The 18,164-nt window shown below is 50.0% G+C and carries 21 protein-coding genes; 6 read left to right on the top strand and 15 right to left on the bottom strand.

Annotated elements, in window-relative coordinates; genetic code table 11:
* Positions 1-1,647 (bottom strand): DNA repair helicase XPB, encoded by a 1,647-nt coding sequence (locus BMW55_RS01095; RefSeq protein WP_089964517.1) that lies wholly within the window; start codon positions 1,645-1,647, stop codon positions 1-3.
* Positions 1,648-2,060: 413 nt separating this feature from the next.
* Here BMW55_RS01095 and BMW55_RS01090 point away from each other — a divergent pair, with 413 nt between their 5' ends.
* Positions 2,061-2,429 (top strand): protease complex subunit PrcB family protein, encoded by a 369-nt coding sequence (locus BMW55_RS01090; RefSeq protein ID WP_170839662.1) that lies wholly within the window; start codon positions 2,061-2,063, stop codon positions 2,427-2,429.
* A gap of 40 nt (positions 2,430-2,469) precedes the next feature.
* On the opposite strand, the gene BMW55_RS19160 is transcribed toward BMW55_RS01090, so the two are convergent.
* Together BMW55_RS19160 and BMW55_RS01085 are read right to left on the bottom strand one after the other, a co-directional pair.
* Positions 2,470-2,622, bottom strand: coding sequence for a hypothetical protein (locus BMW55_RS19160; protein WP_170839661.1), 153 nt, complete (start codon positions 2,620-2,622; stop codon positions 2,470-2,472).
* Between the two features lie 160 nt (positions 2,623-2,782).
* Entirely contained in the window at positions 2,783-3,133 is a 351-nt protein-coding gene (locus BMW55_RS01085) for a hypothetical protein (protein WP_089964515.1), read from the bottom strand.
* A gap of 115 nt (positions 3,134-3,248) precedes the next feature.
* On the opposite strand from BMW55_RS01085, the gene mgtE reads away from it, so the two are divergent.
* Together mgtE and BMW55_RS01075 are read left to right on the top strand one after the other, a co-directional pair.
* The gene (gene mgtE / locus BMW55_RS01080) at positions 3,249-4,607 is read left to right on the top strand and encodes a magnesium transporter (RefSeq protein WP_244527394.1); all 1,359 of its coding nucleotides are present in this window, start codon (positions 3,249-3,251) and stop codon (positions 4,605-4,607) included.
* Between the two features lie 98 nt (positions 4,608-4,705).
* Complete coding sequence (locus BMW55_RS01075; RefSeq protein WP_244527393.1) at positions 4,706-6,046, top strand: hemolysin family protein; 1,341 nt, start codon at positions 4,706-4,708, stop codon at positions 6,044-6,046.
* 40 nt (positions 6,047-6,086) lie between these two features.
* On the opposite strand, the gene BMW55_RS01070 is transcribed toward BMW55_RS01075, so the two are convergent.
* The 3 genes from BMW55_RS01070 to BMW55_RS01060 all read right to left on the bottom strand — a co-directional run bounded on the left by BMW55_RS01070 (position 6,087) and on the right by BMW55_RS01060 (position 8,299).
* Positions 6,087-7,181, bottom strand: a complete 1,095-nt coding sequence (locus tag BMW55_RS01070; RefSeq protein ID WP_089964513.1) for a S8 family peptidase — start codon at positions 7,179-7,181, stop codon at positions 6,087-6,089.
* Between the two features lie 81 nt (positions 7,182-7,262).
* The gene (locus tag BMW55_RS01065) at positions 7,263-7,451 is read right to left on the bottom strand and encodes a type II toxin-antitoxin system antitoxin (protein ID WP_089964512.1); all 189 of its coding nucleotides are present in this window, start codon (positions 7,449-7,451) and stop codon (positions 7,263-7,265) included.
* The gene (locus BMW55_RS01060; RefSeq protein ID WP_089964511.1) at positions 7,448-8,299 is read right to left on the bottom strand and encodes an SPFH domain-containing protein; all 852 of its coding nucleotides are present in this window, start codon (positions 8,297-8,299) and stop codon (positions 7,448-7,450) included. Before BMW55_RS01060 ends, BMW55_RS01065 begins: the two co-directional genes overlap by 4 nt.
* A 132-nt stretch (positions 8,300-8,431) precedes the next feature.
* Here BMW55_RS01060 and BMW55_RS01055 point away from each other — a divergent pair, with 132 nt between their 5' ends.
* Positions 8,432-9,211 (top strand): HAD family hydrolase, encoded by a 780-nt coding sequence (locus BMW55_RS01055; protein ID WP_170839660.1) that lies wholly within the window; start codon positions 8,432-8,434, stop codon positions 9,209-9,211.
* Between the two features lie 74 nt (positions 9,212-9,285).
* Here the strand turns inward: BMW55_RS01055 and BMW55_RS01050 are convergent, their stop codons facing one another.
* The 7 genes from BMW55_RS01050 to BMW55_RS01020 all read right to left on the bottom strand — a co-directional run bounded on the left by BMW55_RS01050 (position 9,286) and on the right by BMW55_RS01020 (position 14,278).
* Positions 9,286-9,951 (bottom strand): SGNH/GDSL hydrolase family protein, encoded by a 666-nt coding sequence (locus BMW55_RS01050; protein ID WP_089964509.1) that lies wholly within the window; start codon positions 9,949-9,951, stop codon positions 9,286-9,288.
* Positions 9,952-9,968: 17 nt separating this feature from the next.
* Entirely contained in the window at positions 9,969-10,982 is a 1,014-nt protein-coding gene (gene spoVAD, locus BMW55_RS01045) for a stage V sporulation protein AD (protein ID WP_089964508.1), read from the bottom strand.
* A gap of 17 nt (positions 10,983-10,999) precedes the next feature.
* Positions 11,000-11,476 (bottom strand): stage V sporulation protein AC, encoded by a 477-nt coding sequence (gene spoVAC / locus BMW55_RS01040; RefSeq protein WP_089964507.1) that lies wholly within the window; start codon positions 11,474-11,476, stop codon positions 11,000-11,002.
* Positions 11,477-11,604: 128 nt separating this feature from the next.
* Positions 11,605-11,958: a cupin domain-containing protein gene (locus tag BMW55_RS01035; protein WP_170839659.1), complete on the bottom strand. Its 354-nt coding sequence runs from the start codon at positions 11,956-11,958 to the stop codon at positions 11,605-11,607.
* Positions 11,959-12,015: 57 nt separating this feature from the next.
* The gene (locus BMW55_RS01030) at positions 12,016-12,426 is read right to left on the bottom strand and encodes a YhjD family protein (RefSeq protein ID WP_089964505.1); all 411 of its coding nucleotides are present in this window, start codon (positions 12,424-12,426) and stop codon (positions 12,016-12,018) included.
* A gap of 124 nt (positions 12,427-12,550) precedes the next feature.
* Complete coding sequence (locus BMW55_RS01025) at positions 12,551-12,997, bottom strand: CBS domain-containing protein (protein ID WP_089964504.1); 447 nt, start codon at positions 12,995-12,997, stop codon at positions 12,551-12,553.
* 90 nt (positions 12,998-13,087) lie between these two features.
* Positions 13,088-14,278 carry a M20 metallopeptidase family protein gene (locus BMW55_RS01020; protein WP_244527392.1) on the bottom strand — a complete coding sequence of 397 codons (1,191 nt, stop codon included), beginning with the start codon at positions 14,276-14,278 and terminating at the stop codon, positions 13,088-13,090.
* Positions 14,279-14,413: 135 nt separating this feature from the next.
* Here BMW55_RS01020 and BMW55_RS01015 point away from each other — a divergent pair, with 135 nt between their 5' ends.
* Entirely contained in the window at positions 14,414-14,791 is a 378-nt protein-coding gene (locus tag BMW55_RS01015; protein WP_089964502.1) for a YugN family protein, read from the top strand.
* Positions 14,792-15,050: 259 nt separating this feature from the next.
* Here BMW55_RS01015 and BMW55_RS01010 read toward each other — a convergent pair whose 3' ends face one another.
* Positions 15,051-15,434 carry an Asp23/Gls24 family envelope stress response protein gene (locus BMW55_RS01010; RefSeq protein WP_089964501.1) on the bottom strand — a complete coding sequence of 128 codons (384 nt, stop codon included), beginning with the start codon at positions 15,432-15,434 and terminating at the stop codon, positions 15,051-15,053.
* 347 nt (positions 15,435-15,781) lie between these two features.
* Complete coding sequence (locus tag BMW55_RS01005) at positions 15,782-16,600, bottom strand: NYN domain-containing protein (RefSeq protein WP_170839658.1); 819 nt, start codon at positions 16,598-16,600, stop codon at positions 15,782-15,784.
* A gap of 232 nt (positions 16,601-16,832) precedes the next feature.
* Here BMW55_RS01005 and cax point away from each other — a divergent pair, with 232 nt between their 5' ends.
* Positions 16,833-17,900: a calcium/proton exchanger gene (gene cax / locus BMW55_RS01000; RefSeq protein ID WP_089964499.1), complete on the top strand. Its 1,068-nt coding sequence runs from the start codon at positions 16,833-16,835 to the stop codon at positions 17,898-17,900.
* The last annotated feature ends 264 nt before the right edge of the window (positions 17,901-18,164 follow it).

The raw sequence follows: 18,164 nt of genomic DNA, 5'->3' as shown, positions 1-18,164 counted from the left end.
CTACATCTCATGGATTTGGTACGAATAACCTTGTTCAGCTAAAAACAGTTGACGATTCATCGCGTATTCCTGATCCAGCGTATCCTTCGTGACCACATGATAAAAATAAGCTCTGTTGTCGCCCGCTTTGGGGCGTAAAATTCTGCCCAGCCGCTGGGCCTCCTCCTGCCGGGAACCAAACGTTCCGGAGATCTGAATCGCCACAGCGGCATCGGGAAGGTCAACGGCAAAGTTGGCCACTTTGGAAACGATCAGCAGGGAAATTTCTTTATTGCGGAAGCGCTCAAACCAGGATTCCCGTTTTTCCTGCTTCATCTGCCCGGTGATGATCGGTGCCTGATACCGTTCCGCCAGCTGTTGGAGTTGATCGAGATACTGGCCGATGACCAAGATTTGCTCACCTCGATGCCGTCGGATGAGCTGATCAATCACTTTCATTTTGTTCGGGTTCTCGGCTGCCAATCGATACTTTTGCCTGTGGCTGGAACGGGTGTAGCGCTCACGCTCCGGATCGGAAAAAGGAACGCGTATCTCTGTACATACCGCTTCCGCGATCCATCCCTGATCTTCCAATTCCCCCCAGGAAACCTCGAACAACTTGGGACCGATCAGGGAAAAAACTTCTCCCTCTTTGCCGTCTTCACGGATTAAAGTGGCAGTCAGCCCGAGGCGCCGCTTGGCTTGTAATGCGGCAGTGGCACGGAAAACGGGAGCCGGCAATAAATGAACTTCATCATAAATGATGAGCCCCCAATCCCGTTCCGAAAACAGTTTCATATGATGAAATGGCCCGTTCCGATCCGTTCGGCGGGTCATCATCTGATACGTGGTGACCGTAACCGGCCGGACCTTTTTGCACTCAGACGTATATTCCCCGACTGCCTCCTCCGGCAGATCTGTTTTATCCAAAATTTCGCGAATCCATTGTTTGGCGGAAGTTGCATTGGGGGTTAGAATCAATGTCGCTTTCCCCACTTTTTCCATTGCCGCGATTCCCACCACCGTCTTCCCGGCACCACAAGGAAGCACAATCACCCCGTTTCCCCCAAAAGCTTCCACCGCCTGCTTTTGGTAATCCCTCAGGGTGAAAGCCCCCGTTCGGGAGTGTTTGGACAGCCGAATGGACAAGGATTCCCCTTCTTGGAAGCCGATCTGGTCAATAACCGGGTATCCGGCTTGCGTGCACGCCTGTTTTACTTGTCCCCGGGCCTGTAAAGGAAAAAGAAGCGCATTTTCACCGGGTCTCTCGATCGACCATTCCCGGATGGCCGTTTGGTCCATGATTTTCTGTATATATTCCGGTTGCACGCTAATGAGTTGGAAAGAGCTGGAGTCCACGCGTTCCAGGCGAAGCATTCCATATCGTCCCATCCATTCCTTCACTTCGGTGGCAACCGATGAAGGGACGGGAAGTTTGCTCATTTTTTCCAACCACTCAAGTATATCGCCGGGTGTTAAGTTCTGCACCGCCGCATTCCACAGGGTATAAGGAGTCATGCGGTAGGTATGTAAGTTGGACGGGCTTTTCACTCGCTCGGCGAAGCGGACCAATTGCTTTCGCACTTCATGGTAAGCCGGATGATTGACCTCCACCCGGATCATCCGGTCGCTGGTCACAAGGAGTGGATGATGGATTCTCGATGTCATGACTCTCCTCCTTTTCTTTTATTTTTTGCCAATCCATTAACTCCATACCCGTTCAGCTCTATTGGGAAATTCACGCACAGGGAAAGGAGAACGACCAAAACTATGATAGAATGATCTAAGAGATCGCCGGCCACCATGGACCCCTGATCCATGCACCCGTCATGTTTCAGCTCTTAGACAAGAATCCCTGCCAGACAAATCCCGACCTGTTCAGCCAAAAAAACCTCTTGCAACTTCCACCGGCTCTTCCCCGTCCAAACTAGTGAAAGCAGAACCAACTGAGGAGGAATTTCACATTGAAAGGGTTCAGAATGTTTCTGATTCTGTTATTCTTGGTGCTGATTCCTTTGACGGGGTGTGGCCAAGGTAATGTTTATCCCTCACCGTCCTCGCCAAGAGAGGAGGCATCGGACATGAACGAAGAGACGCTGGCCTATAATAAGGTGTCTCTGTCCCAACTGCCTGAATCGTTGAAGGAAAAAGCGAACGAACTGCAAAGATCTTCAAAACAAGAAACCTATGTAGGTTACGAAGACTCCCTCGCCTATGTCATGATCGCTCTTGGTCAGAGAAAGACCGGAGGCTACTCCATTCAGGTTAACAAAGTGACCCGGAAAGGAAACGAACTCATCATCTACGCCGAAGAGTTAACCCCGCCGAAAGACGGCTTTGTGACACAAGTGATTACCAACCCCATGACCATCATCACTGTGAAAAAGAAAGAGCCGATTGATCATGTAAATGTCCGGATCACCAACCAAAAACCTTCCGGTGGCACATAAGGGTAACAACATGCCTGTCCTAATGGACAGGCATGTTGTTTCAATCAAATCGTCTGGGAGTCGTTCGATCCGGCACCGAATGCGGAGATTCTTTGGGACCGGTTTCGGGATCATGGGGAGTAACGATTTCAGGATTCCTGGGAGTATAAATTTCCGGTTCCCCCATCGGATAGGTAACGTCCGGAATTCTCATGTTCTCACCTCTCTTTTGTACAGGTAGTGTTCCCAGCTGACCCGATTTATACAAAAAACCCTCCGACTCGATCGGCGGTCGGAGGGAAATAGCAAGGAAGGGGGGAAGCTGTGTAAGCAGCTTCCCGTACTATGTATGCAAACCAAGCTAAAAATATCCCCTAGTTTTCCGGCTGTTGGTGAAAGGCATGCATCCACGGGGACTGGGGAGACTCGGGCGAGTCCCAGACAGGTTTATACGTTTCTTCTTTTTGATAACTCGGCGTTTTTGGAGGCATCATAGGCATAGATGCCGGCATAAATGCTCCATATGGATAGGTTTGTGGCATCATCCAGGGAACTCCCGGGTATGACGCCACTCTCCAAGGATGGGGAGGGAAGTACGGCCTTTGGTAAGTTTCGGAACAGCAACCGGAAACCATCGGTGAATAAGCACCATAACCAGTCACCGGAGCCGGATACATCGGGTAATACCCTCCCCAGGCGGGATAATGAGCGGCATACGGTTGCATACAGTGTTTCCTCCTTCGCGAACTTCATCAGAGTAATTCGCTTTCACTATATGCTTTCTCTCGCTTGTCTTATGTTCGGATGAAGGTATCTGTTTTGACTTTAGGAGGTAAGTCCGTGGAAGAAACGGGTAAAAAGCGTGAAATCGAAAGATTGGTTCGCTATCTTCAGACACGCGACGACAACGCTTTACGGGCATTTATCGATGAGTTACAGCCTTATGATCTGGGAGAGATATTCTTTGAACTAAACGGGATCCATCGTCGCCGCTTTCTTACTGTATTACAGCCTGAGGAAATCGCTCTTTTGCTGGAAGAGCTGGAACCGAGTGAACAAAAAGAAGTGATAGAAGCTTTAGGCCCTGCAAAGACGGCATCTGTGCTCAACCTGATGTCCTCGGATGACGCCGCTGACCTTCTTGGGAAATTGGATGACCCCGAAGCGCAACATCTGCTCCGGGACATGCAGCGTGAAGAAGCGGAGCGGGTCCGTGATCTGCTTCGTTATCCCGAAGATACGGCCGGCGGGTTAATGACCCATGAATATGTAAGTGTTTACAACCATTTTACCGCGGAAGAAGCGATCAGCCATTTGCGAAAGGAAGCGCCGTCCGCTGAAACCATCTACTATGTTTATGTGACGGATAAAGCCCGTCATTTAGTGGGAGTGGTATCACTCAGAGATCTGTTAATCGCCCCGCCAGCGACATACATCCGGGACATCATGTATGAGCGCGTGATCTCCGCCCCTGTTGACATGGATCAGGAACAAGTGGCAGCACTGTTGGTTCGATACGATTTTTTGGCCATTCCGGTCGTGGATGCAGAAAACAGGTTGTTGGGAATCATCACCGTCGACGATATTATCGACGTCTTAATCGAAGAAGCACAAGAAGACATTTCCAACCTTTCCGCCGCAGGCCCGACCGACAAGGGAGCGTTCGTCCCTCCCCTTCGCTCGGCCGGCAGACGAATTCCCTGGCTGCTCCTTCTGTTGTTGATCGGAATGATGACGGCTAATTTGCTCGGCCTTTTCCAAAAAACGATTGAACTGTTGCCGGTCCTTACCGTTTTTATGCCCATGATTGCCGGAATGACGGGCAATACAGCTACCCAATCGCTGGCCATTATCATCCGAGCGCTGGCCAATAACCAGTTGGGACGCACAAATTACCGGAAAGTCATTCGGCAGGAGGGCACGGTCGGGATCATCATCGGGATCTTCTGCAGTACACTGATTATCGTCATGGTCGCCCTATGGAAACAAAGCGTGGCCTTAGGTGTAGTTGTCGGCCTTTCCCTGTTTTGTACCCTGTTGATCGGCACATTGGTGGGAACGCTCATCCCTCTCCTGTTGAACAAGTTGAACATAGATCCGACTGTGGCTTCAGGTCCGTTGATCACGACCCTGAACGATGTGATTTCTCTTATGGTTTATTTCGGGTTGGCCACCTTTTTCATTCATCAGTTGCTGTAATCGAACCCGGCGCTCGATCCGGGTATCGTATGAAATCGCCCGTTCGGACAAAAGTTAAAACCAGACAGACTCTTACAGAGAAAGGGGGGTTCTTCGATTTGGAGTTCAGTTTGCTCACGATCGCCGGAAAGTTGTTATTGGTACTTTTTTTAGTTTTATTAAACGGCTTTTTTGTTGCCTCCGAGTTTGCCATCGTCAAAGTGCGCACTACGAGGATCGCCCAGCTTTCACAAGAAGGAAATTTCCGCGCAAAAACCGCACAAAAAATACTGGCCAATTTGGATGCCTATCTTTCCGCCACCCAGTTGGGAATCACTCTGGCGTCACTCGGACTGGGTTGGGTAGGTGAACCCTTTATTGCCCAGCTCATTGAACCTCCGATCAGCCGGGCCGGCATCCCGGAAACATGGATTCACGTGATTTCATTTTCCATTGCTTTTTCGATCATCACTTTTTTACATATCGTACTCGGTGAGATGGCTCCCAAATCGCTCGCCATCCGCAAGGCGGAAGAAACTTCTCTCTGGGTGGCCAAACCGCTCAATTGGTTTTTTGTTCTCTTTAAACCAACCATTTGGCTGTTAAACAATGCCGCCAACCAAGTTTTAAAATGGCTCGGCGTCGAAATGGTTCCTGATCATCAGCAAGCCCATACGGAAGAAGAAATCCGCATGTTGGTGGAACAAAGCCATCGGGTTGGAATGATCGACCAGACGGAACTCTCGCTGTTTGACAATATCTTCGATTTTGCCGACCGGATCGGCCGGGAAGTCATGATCCCCCGCGTTGAGATGGTTTGTGTTTACGCACATGAGACATTGGAGTCCAATCTGGCCGTCATCAAACAAAGCCGTTTTACCCGGTTCCCCCTGTGCGGGAGAGATAAAGATGACGTGATCGGGATTATTCACATCCGGGATCTTTATCAAAGGCTGAGCGAAGGGGAAGCACCGGACTTGTCCGAAATCGCCCGCCCTCCGGTATACGTGCCTGAAACGATGGAAATCAAGGACATTTTGCGGACATTGCAAAAAAACCGCACCGAAATGGCGATTGTTGTAGACGAATATGGAGGAACTTCCGGACTTATTACCATTGAAAATATCATCGAGGAAATTGTCGGCGAGATTCAGGATGAGTTTGATGATGAGAGGCCGTTATTCCAGCAAAGAGGATCTGAGACCTCCATTGATGCCCATCTGCTGATCGAAGAAGTAAATGAATACTTTCATATCAATATTGAAGATGAAGATAACGATACCATCGGCGGATGGGTGTTTTCTCAACTGCAAGAGCTGCCTAAACTCCACTCCACCGTTGAATTTGACGGTTACCAGTTTATCGTGCAGGAAATGACCGGACGCCGGGTAACCCGTTTGCTGGTCAAGCCGATCCAAGGGGAAACCCTGTCAGAACAACAGAAAGAAGTCCCCACATGACAAAGAGCCTTTCATTGATGTCAAAGGCTCTTTGTCTCTGTTATCGTCCGCGCGCCTGGACCAATCCCGCCCCTGTAAACGAATCAAATCCCTTCGGAGGAAGGTCAATCGCCCTCCTCAGGAGAATGCTTCTCAACGTGTGCGAAGACACCCTTGGAAAAGCACGGCGTAAGAGTGCCAATACACCGGAAACGTGAGCGGTTGCCATGGATGTCCCGCTTAAGTAAGCATATCGTTTTCCCGAATAAGTGCTGAAAATATTGGCTCCGGGAGCCGCAATATCAATTCCCTTCCCTGTGGCTGAGAAAGGGGCACGCCGGTTCATTCGATCGAGCGCGGCAACCCCGATCACGGCGGGAATTCTCGCCGGTACTTCCACCGAATCCCCATTTCCGGAGGGAGAACCCGAATTGCCTGCCGCAGCAACGATCAATATCCCCCTCTTGATGGCAGCCTGGATCACTCTCATCAGCCCCGGATCGAGATTGAGTCCCCCGCCGATACTGATGTTTAAAATGTGCATATGATGATCAATTCCCCACTCAATCCCGCGAATCAAGTCGGACATCATTCCGGTCCCTGTGGAATCCAATACTTTGATGGCGTACAGCGAAACTTTCGGTGCTACACCCACCACACCGATGCGATTGTTCAGCGCACCGATCACACCGGCAATATGGGAACCGTGCCCGTTATCATCCTGCGGAGATTTAGAGGGATCAAGGATATTGACGCCTCCTTTGATGTTTGCTGCCAGATCAGGATGAGTCAGGTCAATCCCGGTATCCACGACCCCGACCCGAATTCCCTCTCCGTTGTTTTGCCGCGCTCCTCCCAATACACGAATGATATTCCAGGGAATGATTTGGCCCGAGGTCTTTTGGCTGGTTAATCGGCCCAAGGGCTTGAACACTTTTTCTACCCGGTGATAAGGGAGAGACAAGGTTTTCTCTCTTTGCACATGCAGCAGATCGGGATCATTTTTCAATACCTTCAACTTGGATCTGGGCAGGGAAACGGTCACCGTAGGGCTGTATTTGCTGATATACCGGACCGTCCCTCCCAATAACCGGAGCCGTTCCACCTTGGGCATGGAACGAAAGGTCAATGTATAAAACGGATGACGCACCGACATAAAAATCACCTCTTTATTCTTTATGAACAAAGAGGTGAAAAGGTTTGGACTCTGCCAAAGATGTACAGAAGCAGGAGATGTTCAGTCCTCATCCTGATGTTTATTCTGCTTCATTTTTGTTGGATAGCGGCCCGCTTTTCTGGCCGCCGCTTTTAAGATGTATTCGATCTGGGCGTTTACGCTGCGAAATTCATCAGCCGCCCACTTCTCAAGAGCCTGGTAGAGTTCGGGGTCCATCCTGAGCAGAAATCTCTTTTTCTCCCTGCTCATGTATACAAGCTGCCGGTATTGATAACCGGATGGGTTTCCCCTTCCGAAACAAGGGCTACCATCAGGTTATTCACCATTGCCGCTTTCCGTTCTTCATCCAGCTGGACAACCCCGTGGCCTTCCAGATGATGGAGGGCCATCTCTACCATGCCCATCGCTCCCTCGACAATTTGCTGACGGGCAGCGATCACAGCCTGGGCTTGCTGGCGGCGCAACATCACCTGAGCAATTTCCGGGGCGTAGGCCAAATGGCTGATACGGGCTTCCACAATTTCCACTCCCGCGAGTTCCAGCCGGTCATGCAGTTCCTTGCGGAGCGTTTCCGCCACTTCTTCGGGCACGCCGCGCAGGGAAGGCTTATCATCGGAGTGGCTGTCATACGGATATTGACTGGCGAGATTGCGGATCGCCGTATCGCTCTGGATGGCTACAAATTGTTCAAAATCATCCACATCGAACAAGGCTTTGGCCGTATCCACCACTTTCCATACGACCACCGCCCCGATCAGGATGGGATTTCCGTCCGCATCGTTCACTTTTAGTTTCTCGCTGTCAAAGTTCCGCACTCTCAGGGAGATTTTCTTTCTCATCGCAAACGGATTGGCCCAGAAAAACCCGTCCTCCCGGATGCTGCCTATATATTTGCCGAAAAAGACAAGCACTCGCGCTTCATTGGGTTGATTGATCACAAGTCCCGGCAAAATCAGAAGTCCGGCAATGAGCAAAACAGCCCCGAATGCCAGACCGCCAGTCAACAGAAAGATCCCGCCAAACAAGAGCAAGATGGACAGAACCAAGAAGAGGAATCCATTCCCCTTCCATGCCTCCCGTTCCTGAACACGTCCCATGTGCATCAGACTCCTTATCAATTTGTTATTAATATGATATCACTTTGATAATAAAAAGTCCATCTTTATCTGAAGGTTTCATCGAATAAAGAAAAGAGAAAAAAATAAAAAAAGAAAGCGAGGATGAAGTCTTTGGCCCGCGATCTCCTGATCTCCTTTGACCTTGATTATACGCTGATGAAAAACCCGTTCCGTCAATATGTATTTCCGGAACTTCAACAATTACTCGGAGCCCATCCCCCATTTCAGGAAAAATGCATTCGGGCGCGGTTAAAAGAAGAGCATGCGGAACGATTGTCGGAGGGCCGTCTGGCTTCCGCCTACCACTGGGACGAGATGTTGGAAAAGGTTACCGGGAAATTGGGAATCCCTTGCCCGGTCTCGATTCAAGAGCTGGTCCAAAAGCATGCGGCCATCGGGAAGGTATGGCTGTTCAGCGACGTTCTTCCCGCTCTGGAGAAGCTGAAGGGTATGAACATACCCATGGTCGTAGCCAGCAACGGATTTGAACGCTACCAGCGGCCGGTCACGGACTGTTTGGGAATCACTTCGTATTTTCAAGGTTATTACACTCCTGAGCGGCTCTCATTCGCCAAACCCCAGCCCGAATTTTTTCACTTTCGCGGGGACCGGAAGCTCATTCATGTCGGCGACCGATTAGATCATGACATTCTCGGAGCCAACTCGGCAGATGCCGTCTCGGTATGGATTTACCGGGAGCTTCCGTTCTCCTGGCGGCAAATTCCCGTTTGGCAGAGAAAGGATCACCCCCAACTGGTGCAATTGCTTCAAAAGAAGCTGCACCAAGAGGGTTCTCCTTTGCAACTGTTGGATCAGGTCATTCCCCGCTATATCCTTTCTTCGCTTGATGAAATCGTTTGGGTGTTGCAAATCGAGCGCGGCGAAAGATAACTGCCGACTTTCCTGATCAACCGGACCTCGTCACCTGCTTTCTGTATTGACCGATCCGCTTCTCGTTGGTATATTCACATGTTCACTTCCGTTTGAGGGTTTTGACCCGCCACAGAGCCCCAACCGGATTCGATGAACAACCGTGCGAGTTGGTCATACCCTTGCTGATTGGGGTGAACTTCATCGGCAAAGTAGTCAAACCGGTTGTAAAACGTATCAAACGGGTTGATGAAGTGAACATGGTACTTGCGGCACAGCTGAGCATAGGCATGGTTCATCGTCTGAACGAACAAAGAAGCCTTTTTCACCCCTAATTCATAGGCGGGAAGCGGAATATAAAAGCCCAGCAAGTATACGGTCGATTGCCCGTTATGCGTGCGGATCACCTCGAGAATCCTGGCCACGCGGTCCTGCACCATACGGATCGTCTGCAGAATTGTTCTCAGGCGCATCGGACCTTTTTCGTACATTTCGATGAAATCACAGCCTCCGGTTGTGATGGAAAGATGGGTCAGGCGAGGCAAAAGACGTGTGACACCGGGAGTGGTGACAAGAGAGAGAAGTTCGGCCGAAGTCATCCCGGAGATCCCCCAATTGCGCATATGGCACTGCTTTGAATGCTGAAGATGACGAAAAAATTGGGCCACAAAATGTTGCTGAGGGCTGACCGCACCAATTCCTTCTGTCAATGAATCTCCCAAGGCTAAATAGGAAACAGGCGTTGACAGACTTTCCATCATCTTTTCCTTCCTTTCTCTCAGTTCATCTCAAAAGCGACAGCGTGAGCTACACAGGGGATCACTTCTCCCTGTTGGTATGAAATGGGGCTGAGCAATGCGCCGGTGGCCACGACGAGGATCCTCCGGTACGTCCCTTTCATCATCTGTTCAAGCAGATGACCGTAAGTGACGATGGCACTGCAGGCACATCCGCTCCCGCCGGCAAATGTCTCCTGCTCGGAGGTATAAATCATGAGCCCGCAGTCCTGAAACTGATCACCCATGCGGTAGCCTTCTTTTTCGAGCAGCTCCCGGGTGATGGGATGGCCGACTCCCGCCAGGTCACCGGTAACGATCAAGTCATAATCTTTGGGGGTTCTCCCTGTATCTTCAAAATGGGTTTGAATGGTTTTGGCAGCAGCCGGAGCCATCGCGGTCCCCATATCAAAAGGATTTTTAATGCCCCGATCTGTCACGGTTCCAATGGTGGCATAACGGATGCGTGGTCCCTGCTCCCGGATTCCGACAATCCCGACCCCGGCTCCCGTTACTGTCCACTGAGCAGTAGCCGGCTTTTGTCCGCCGTATTCTGTGGGATAGCGGTATTGTTTTTCCGCCGTACAATGATGGCTGCTCACCCCTGCTGCGGCGTATCTGGCATAACCTGCTTCTACCAAAGCCGCAGCCAATGAGAGTGAAAGCATGGATGTGGAACAAGCCCCGTAGACGCCCAGAAAAGGGATTCCCACAGCTTTGGCCGAGAAGGAAGCGCTGATATTTTGGTTTAACAAGTCGCCTGCCAGATACACGTCAATATCCCGGTTGGTCAGGTCCGCTTTTTTCAGGGCGATGCTGACAGCATCTTCGAGCATTTTCCGTTCTGCTTTTTCCCAGGTTTCCTGACCGGCATACAAATCGTTGTAGATGAAATCGTAACACTCACCCAGTCTGCCTTCCCCTTCCATCGGACCGGCCACAGCCGCACTGGAAATGATCCGGACCTCTTGCTCGAATGACCAGGTGCTTCGCCCCACTCTTCTTTGCCCGGGCATATGCTTCTCCCCTCAAATCACATCATCATCTGGATCAGCGTGTGAATGATACCGATGAAAAAGGCAGAAACAGTGCCGAATACAATGACAGGTCCCGCCAATTTAAACATGTTGCCCCCTACGCCGAGCACCCATCCTTCCGCCCGGTGCTCGAGGGCAGCAGATACGATGGCATTGGCAAAACCGGTCACCGGCACTGCTGTACCTGCTCCGGCCCATTGTCCGATCCGGTCGTATACTCCTATCCCCGTCAAGAAGCAAGAAATAAAAATGAGTGTGGCAACAGCAGGATCTCCCGCTGTTTCCGGCTTGAAGCCGAATCCTTCCACATACATCCACATCAATCCCTGTCCCAGCAGACAAATCAGTCCCCCAACCGTAAATGCTTTCAGGCAGTTGAGCAGGACCCTCGGCTTGGGGCGGTGTTTATTTGCCAATTGTTCATATTCTTGATCCTGTTCTTTTTTTAGGATCGCGGATGTGCTGAAACTCATCGGCATTTCGCTCCTTGTCGGTTCTTTGCTCTTTACTATCGTGCGGCTTGAAGGCGGGAATTATTCGTAACAAAAAAAGAGAGCATTCATTCGCGAATGCTCTCGAACAGGGGACATGATTGGTTTTTTCACTCGCTGTTGACCGGCATGCGGTATTCGGAAACGTTGTTCGCTTCCAATCCTTTGGCGGAGCTGATCAGGAGTGTGCATCCTTTTTTGGTCTGAGCTGCCTGGCTGAAACCGGGAGGAGAATAGTAATAGTCTCCGCGACTTAATTCAACATCGCCGAATTGAACTTGGCCGTCAATGACAAACACTTCCTCACCGCCAATATGTTCATGCATCGGAAACTGTCCGCCCGCTTCCATTTGCAGTAAAATGCTGTATTCACCAGCAGTTTTTCTCAGATAACTCATTTTTACTCCACATCCCATAGGGATACTGTCCCGGTCTCCCTTGCGGATGACATAGGGCTTGTTCATCGATAAAAAACCCCCTAAAATATTTGGCATCATTGTACATTGATTTTGAATGCGCCTTCAAGTAGTTTTGTCAAAAAAATGATGCCCCTCTTTCAGGTTTTCTTCTCCACACAGATTCCAACAAGACTCCAATATCTCTGTACATTCTTTTTTGATCCATTCATTCAGCAATCGATCTTGATAGAGGTATCCGCGAAATTGGGAGGTAATGTTTCGGCTGTGCTCTGTCTGCTTCACCTCCACAATCCGCCCGCCGAGCTGCTTCAATTGCCGGAAAGCATCCGATAACGCTTCCTCCAACTGGGCGGTCGTGTTTGACAGCAGCTTGACCCAGACTTCTTTCATCTTGATCGGTGCGGCGGACAACCTTTCCAGATCAACGCGTAAAACCAGCAGTAACACTTGTAATACAGTAATTCTTTTAACCAAAAACAGAAATTGATGGTATTCACCCGGAGATACCATCATTTGACCCCACTCCCGCAATTCCCATGAAGGGCTATGTCTTTTTTTATTATACAGGAACATATGTTTTCTATCCATGGAAAAAATTAAAAAAAAGCTGCCGGTTCTAAAACCGGCAGCTGAGACATTAGTGCTGAATATCGTTGGATACACGAGGGTTATGGGTCTCGGAGATCTCATTCAGAGCCTGGCCGGCTTCATCTTCATATCGTTCTTGCACAGCCAGATCGCCGAGGGATACAACTCCAACCAGTTTATTGTTTTCAACGACCGGCAAACGACGGACCTGGGCGTCAGCCATGAGTCGTGCTGCTTCGTCAACCGACATATCCGGAGTTCCGGTGAGCACCTGGTTGGACATAATTTGACCGACAGACAAGGAATTCGGTTTCCTCTCCGCAATCCCGCGAATCACCAGGTCGCGGTCAGTCACCACACCTTTGAGGGCACCGTTTTCCACAACCGGAATCATCCCCACATTGTGGTCTTTCATCAGACAGGCGGCTTCATAAACGTTATCCTGGGGAGAACAATAAGCTACGTCTGTGGACATAATATCTCTCAGCTGATTCATGAATGATCCCTCCTCTGCCGTTTATCATGTCCAATCGGCAGCGAAAACATCCTGCCATTCCATAGCAGCAACAGGTGCTAAAGGTAATCCTCACAAAGCGGAACCGGACGTTTCCCCCAAATAGTCAAGTGCGGAACGGATGAGAAGTTCCACACCCACTTTCATCGCCTGCTCATCGATATCAAACCGAGGATGGTGATGGGGATAAGTGACGCCAAGTTCGGCATTCCCTGCCCCCACAAAGCAAAATGTTCCTTTTCTCTCTTGCAGATAGTATGCAAAATCTTCAGCGGCCATCATCGGCTGCATTTCCCGCACGTGAGTCGAATCAACGATTTGCCGGGCAACTTTTGCCACGCGGCGAGTTTCACCCGGATCATTGACGACAGGAGGGTAACCCCAAATATAGTTAAATTCATAATCGGCACCATACATCCGGCAAGTAGCCCCGATCACTTCTTCGATCTGTTTGACCAGCTGCTCCCTGACCACCGGATCAAAACTGCGGACGGTCCCGGTCAGCCGGCATTTCTCCGCAATCACATTAAAAGCCTGCCCTCCCTGGATCGTCCCGACGGTTATCACCCCTGATTGGAGCGGGTCCAACCGCCGACTGATAATCGTCTGCAAATTGACCACCACATGCGAGGCGATCGCCACCGCATCAACCGCTTCATGGGGCAGTCCCCCATGACCGCCTCTTCCTGTTATCTCCAATTCAAACGAATCTGCAGCAGCCATGAGCACTCCTTCCCGGAATCCTACCACCCCGGACGGCAGGGGGGTCCAAAGATGGATGCCGTAGACAACATCCACCCCGTCCAGCACCCCTTCCCGGATCATCTGGGCCGCCCCACCCGGCACCAATTCTTCTGCATGTTGGAACAAAAACAAAATATTTCCCTTGACCGACTCTTTCATCTCGGAAAGCAGAACCGCTGCTCCCAAGAGCATCGACATATGAGCGTCATGGCCGCAGGCATGCATCACCCCGGGAACCCTGGATCTGTACTCGCACTCTTTTTCATCCTGGATCGGCAGAGCATCCATATCTGCCCGCAAGGCAACGGTCGGACCCGAAACACTTCCGCGAAGCAATCCTGTCACCCCGTTTCCGCCGATGCCCGTACGCACTTCCAAGCCCAGACGCCCCAAAATCTCAGCCACTTGCCGCGATGTGTTCACTTCTTGGAATGAAAGTTCCGGATATTGATGAAATGTTCTCCGCCATTCGACCAACTGTGGATAAAGCCGTTCGATTCTCTCTTTTAATTCACTCATTGTCCCCACCCTCATCCCATTTATTTATTTTTTTCATAATTCAATTATATAGAAAAAAAGCTTGTTTTTCGCACATCTGTCAAGCCGGTGAGTTGCGTCCATGAGCAGAACATACTATCATAAAGGAGGACTATATTGGGTGCCATTTTAAAGGAGGCGCTTCTGTTCATGTACTTCAATGAAGTTAAGACGAAAGGCATCAAAAAAGAGTTCGGCGAACTCGAAAAGTTGATGAAAAGCCTCGGCTTCATCCGTTGGACGTGGGATTACGACAAAGCGGTTTATGATCTCAAATATACGCTCGACGGAGTCGACTATTTTCTTCGTGTACCGGGAAAAGTGGTCGGAGACAAAAAATTGGAACACCGCAAAGCATTACTCGAATTGGGAGTCCCGGTCTTTGCCCGCCACTTCTTCCCGCACGGACTGGATGATACAGTCGAAGTGCCGGAAGGTTTGAAGCAGCAGGTAAACGACAAACTGGCCGAACTGGAACAAGCTCTGGCCTCTTGACCTCTCCCCTGCCTTTAGGCGGGGGATTTTTGGGTAATCCCTTCCACCGAAGAACAATGAATCAAGCGTAGACCGCCAGTCCAGCCGCAATAGCTGCGGATTTTTTTTGCCTGAACGCGAAGGGTTATTTTTCCGGACCAACCCTTCCCGGAAATGCCACGCTAGATGTTTTCAGCGCGGACTGGCAGAAGCAAATAAAAAACCCAGCGAACCAACAGACTTGATCGCCAGGTTTGTCAGCGGGTATTCAATGCACTTTTTACTTCACTCTGTGCTGTTGATCCTTCGCGTGGTCGGGATTCTCCTTTACTTCTACACCTTCCACTTTCACGTTCACCTCGACCACCCGAAGTCCGGTCATCGTTTCAACGGCTTCTTTCACCTCTTGTTGCAAAGCTCTGCACACTTCGTTAATCTTGACACCATATTCAACGATGACACGCAAGTTGATGGCTGCTTCCACCTGCCCGACTTCCACAGCCACTCCTTTGGTCACATTTTTGCCGCTGACCCGCTTTGCCCAGCCTTCCGCCATGCCCCCGGACATGCTGACAATTCCCTTGGTCTTGCTGGCAGCGAGCCCCGCGATCACGGCAACGACATCATCAGCAATGCGAATGGTACCACCATTTTGGTCAGTCATCTGGTATCCTCCTTGTCAACTACGCCCAGCTAAAGCCGAGAGCTTGCAGATATAGCTTTTGCTACTCCGCGTACGGCTGGTTGACAGCAGCCCGGCCCGCATCATACAATCCGCGAGTTTAAACCGATAGCGCCGACGCAAAAGGTTTTACGCGCCAAACGATTTCTTGACGCAACCCCATACCTTCGGCCAAAGACAACCATTCGCTCCGCTATACGGAGTGCCTTACGCTTATTATAGCACGAAGGGAGGGGAGTGGCCTCAAACAGGACGAAAATCATTTAGCATTAGTTTAGCATATCTGCCGGTGGATGGATACGGTTGAGACCTCGATGGAATGAAGCGGATCAACTCACCTTGTATCCGGCGATTTTAATCATGGTTTGAACCTGAGGGTGATCCAAATTCACTTTGTATCCGTAATAGGTTTTATCATTCAAGGCAATCTCGATCGGCACAATATATTTTCCCCGGAGCATGCGGCTGAACAATTGGTTGGCTTCCATTTCACTCAGATGAAATTTCCGCACAAAATCATTTTTGATCCACGTGCTTCCGTAACTTTTCCCCACATTGTTCGGATCGTGATACCATTCGTAGATCTGCAGCACTGCGTTATGAAATAACCGGTCGATCCGGGACATATTCTGGAATTGGTCAATATTCAAAAATTCAAACAAATTGTGAGTGTCATCACAAAATTCATGGAGTTGGGCGGTTTTGGATAAACTTTCATCACAGAGACAAAAGAGCTCGACCCGTTTCCCCTTTGACCACAGGCGGTCCAACAGGGGGATCATATCCTGATCGGCGCTCACAATGACAAAGGTATTGATCTCGGGGATTTGATATAAAACCTCCATCGCATCCAAACACAGTTGTATATCCGCGGCGTTTTTTCGCTCTTTTCCTTCTCTGCCGTTTCCGTATACCTGATGGACATGCACCCGTTTCTTCTGTAAGCTCATCATGGAAAGATCCATCTGTTCAAAGTCAGCATATGCTTCCATCATGCGGATGGATTCTTTCCCGTAATATTCTTGCAGGCGTAAAAACAAGTTATGGCATTCCTCCGGGTGATCAGGGTCCATATGATACTTTTTGAGGCCGTAATAAACGTTCTCCAAGTCTATGAATATCGCTGTGTCTTTCACCCTGGTGATCACTCTACCCCTCCTTTCACATTTTTTTAGGATGATGGACAATTTCGATCTTTTCCGGTGATTTCCTGCTCATAAATGCGTAAAACCGACCGACACATCCGATCGCAATATTTGACATTTTTCGTCTCATGCGTATGCTAAATTCGTACTTCCTTCGTCTTGTTGTGTAAGAAACATCGGAGGACGGCTTTTTTTTCTGTCGGGTACCAATTACGGCTCACAAGGAGTGAAAAAAGTGAACAAAAAATGGTTTTATCCTTTATTAATCATCTCTACATTGTTGAGCGCCTTCTCGCATTTTTTCACGCACAACCAGCCGCTTCAGTTTGGCACCGCCTGTTTGTCCCTGCTCTTTTGGGCGGCTCTCCTGGGAAAAGCGACGGAAAGTGTGGCCCATTATTCCGGCGAACGCCTCGGCGGGTTGTTAAACGCGACATTCGGCAACGCCGCCGAGCTGATCATCGCGATCTTCCTGGTTAAAGAGGGCTTGTTTGACATGGTCAAAGCCAGCATTACAGGCTCGGTCATCGGCAACCTGCTGTTGGTGCTGGGTTTGAGTGTCTTCTTCGGGGGACTGAAGTTTAAAATCCAATCTTTTAACTCCATGCTGGCCGGACATAACGCTTCCCTGATGATGCTGTCCGTGATCGCCCTCTTTGTCCCCGCTGTGTTCATGGGCGGATTAGCCCCTGCTGATGTGAATACCGTCAGTTTAATCATCGCTGGCGTATTGATCATCGGTTATTTCCTGTGGCTGTACTTTTCGCTGGTCACGCACCGGGAAGAACTGGGGGAAGCGATTGACGGATTGCCTGACGAAGAGCCGGGACACGAAGAATCACCGGAATGGTCTAAGCGAATCTCTCTTCTGATGCTCTTTGTCTCTACCGCCTTTGTCGCCCTGCAGAGTGAATGGCTCGTACATAGTGTGGAAGCGGTCGCCCATGCCCTGGGATGGTCCGAACTGTTTGTGGGTGCCTTCCTGATCGCCATTATCGGCAACGCGGCCGAACACAGCGCCGCCATCTTCCTGGCCATGAAAAACCGGATCGGAGCGGCGGTCGAAATCGCCATCGGCAGCAGCTTGCAAATCGCTTTGTTCGTGGCCCCCATGCTGGTGTTTATCAGCTTTTTGTTTGGCAACCCGATGAACATCATCTTCAGCAACTACGAAATCGCAGCCATTGCCGTATCGGCGTTTATTGCGACTTCTATCTCCCGCGACGGTTCCACGAACTGGTATGAAGGAGTCCTGCTGTTGATTGTATACTTGATTCTCGGAACGGTGTTTTTTGTGGTGTAAATGCCTCCCCGTCGCCGGAGACCATCGGCGAAGGCTTGGTCTACGCCTGAGAAGGATGAGCTCTCATTGTCCGTATGTTCGGTTCGTAAACAGACGCCAATGCAACACTGGAATCTACCGATCTTGATCACTCATACAACCAGGCATCGAAAAGCAACAATAAACCCGATTTTCCAACTTAAAAAAGGGGAAAATCGGGTTTTATACTTGGTTATTCGTATGTTATCCCCGGCAGTGTTTGCTTAACCCAACCCTTTGGGCATG

This window comes from Lihuaxuella thermophila (genome assembly GCF_900110165.1).
In the GTDB taxonomy this organism is placed as follows: Bacteria; Bacillota; Bacilli; order Thermoactinomycetales; family Thermoactinomycetaceae; genus Lihuaxuella; species Lihuaxuella thermophila.
This window is presented reverse-complemented; position numbering and strand designations above follow the sequence as displayed.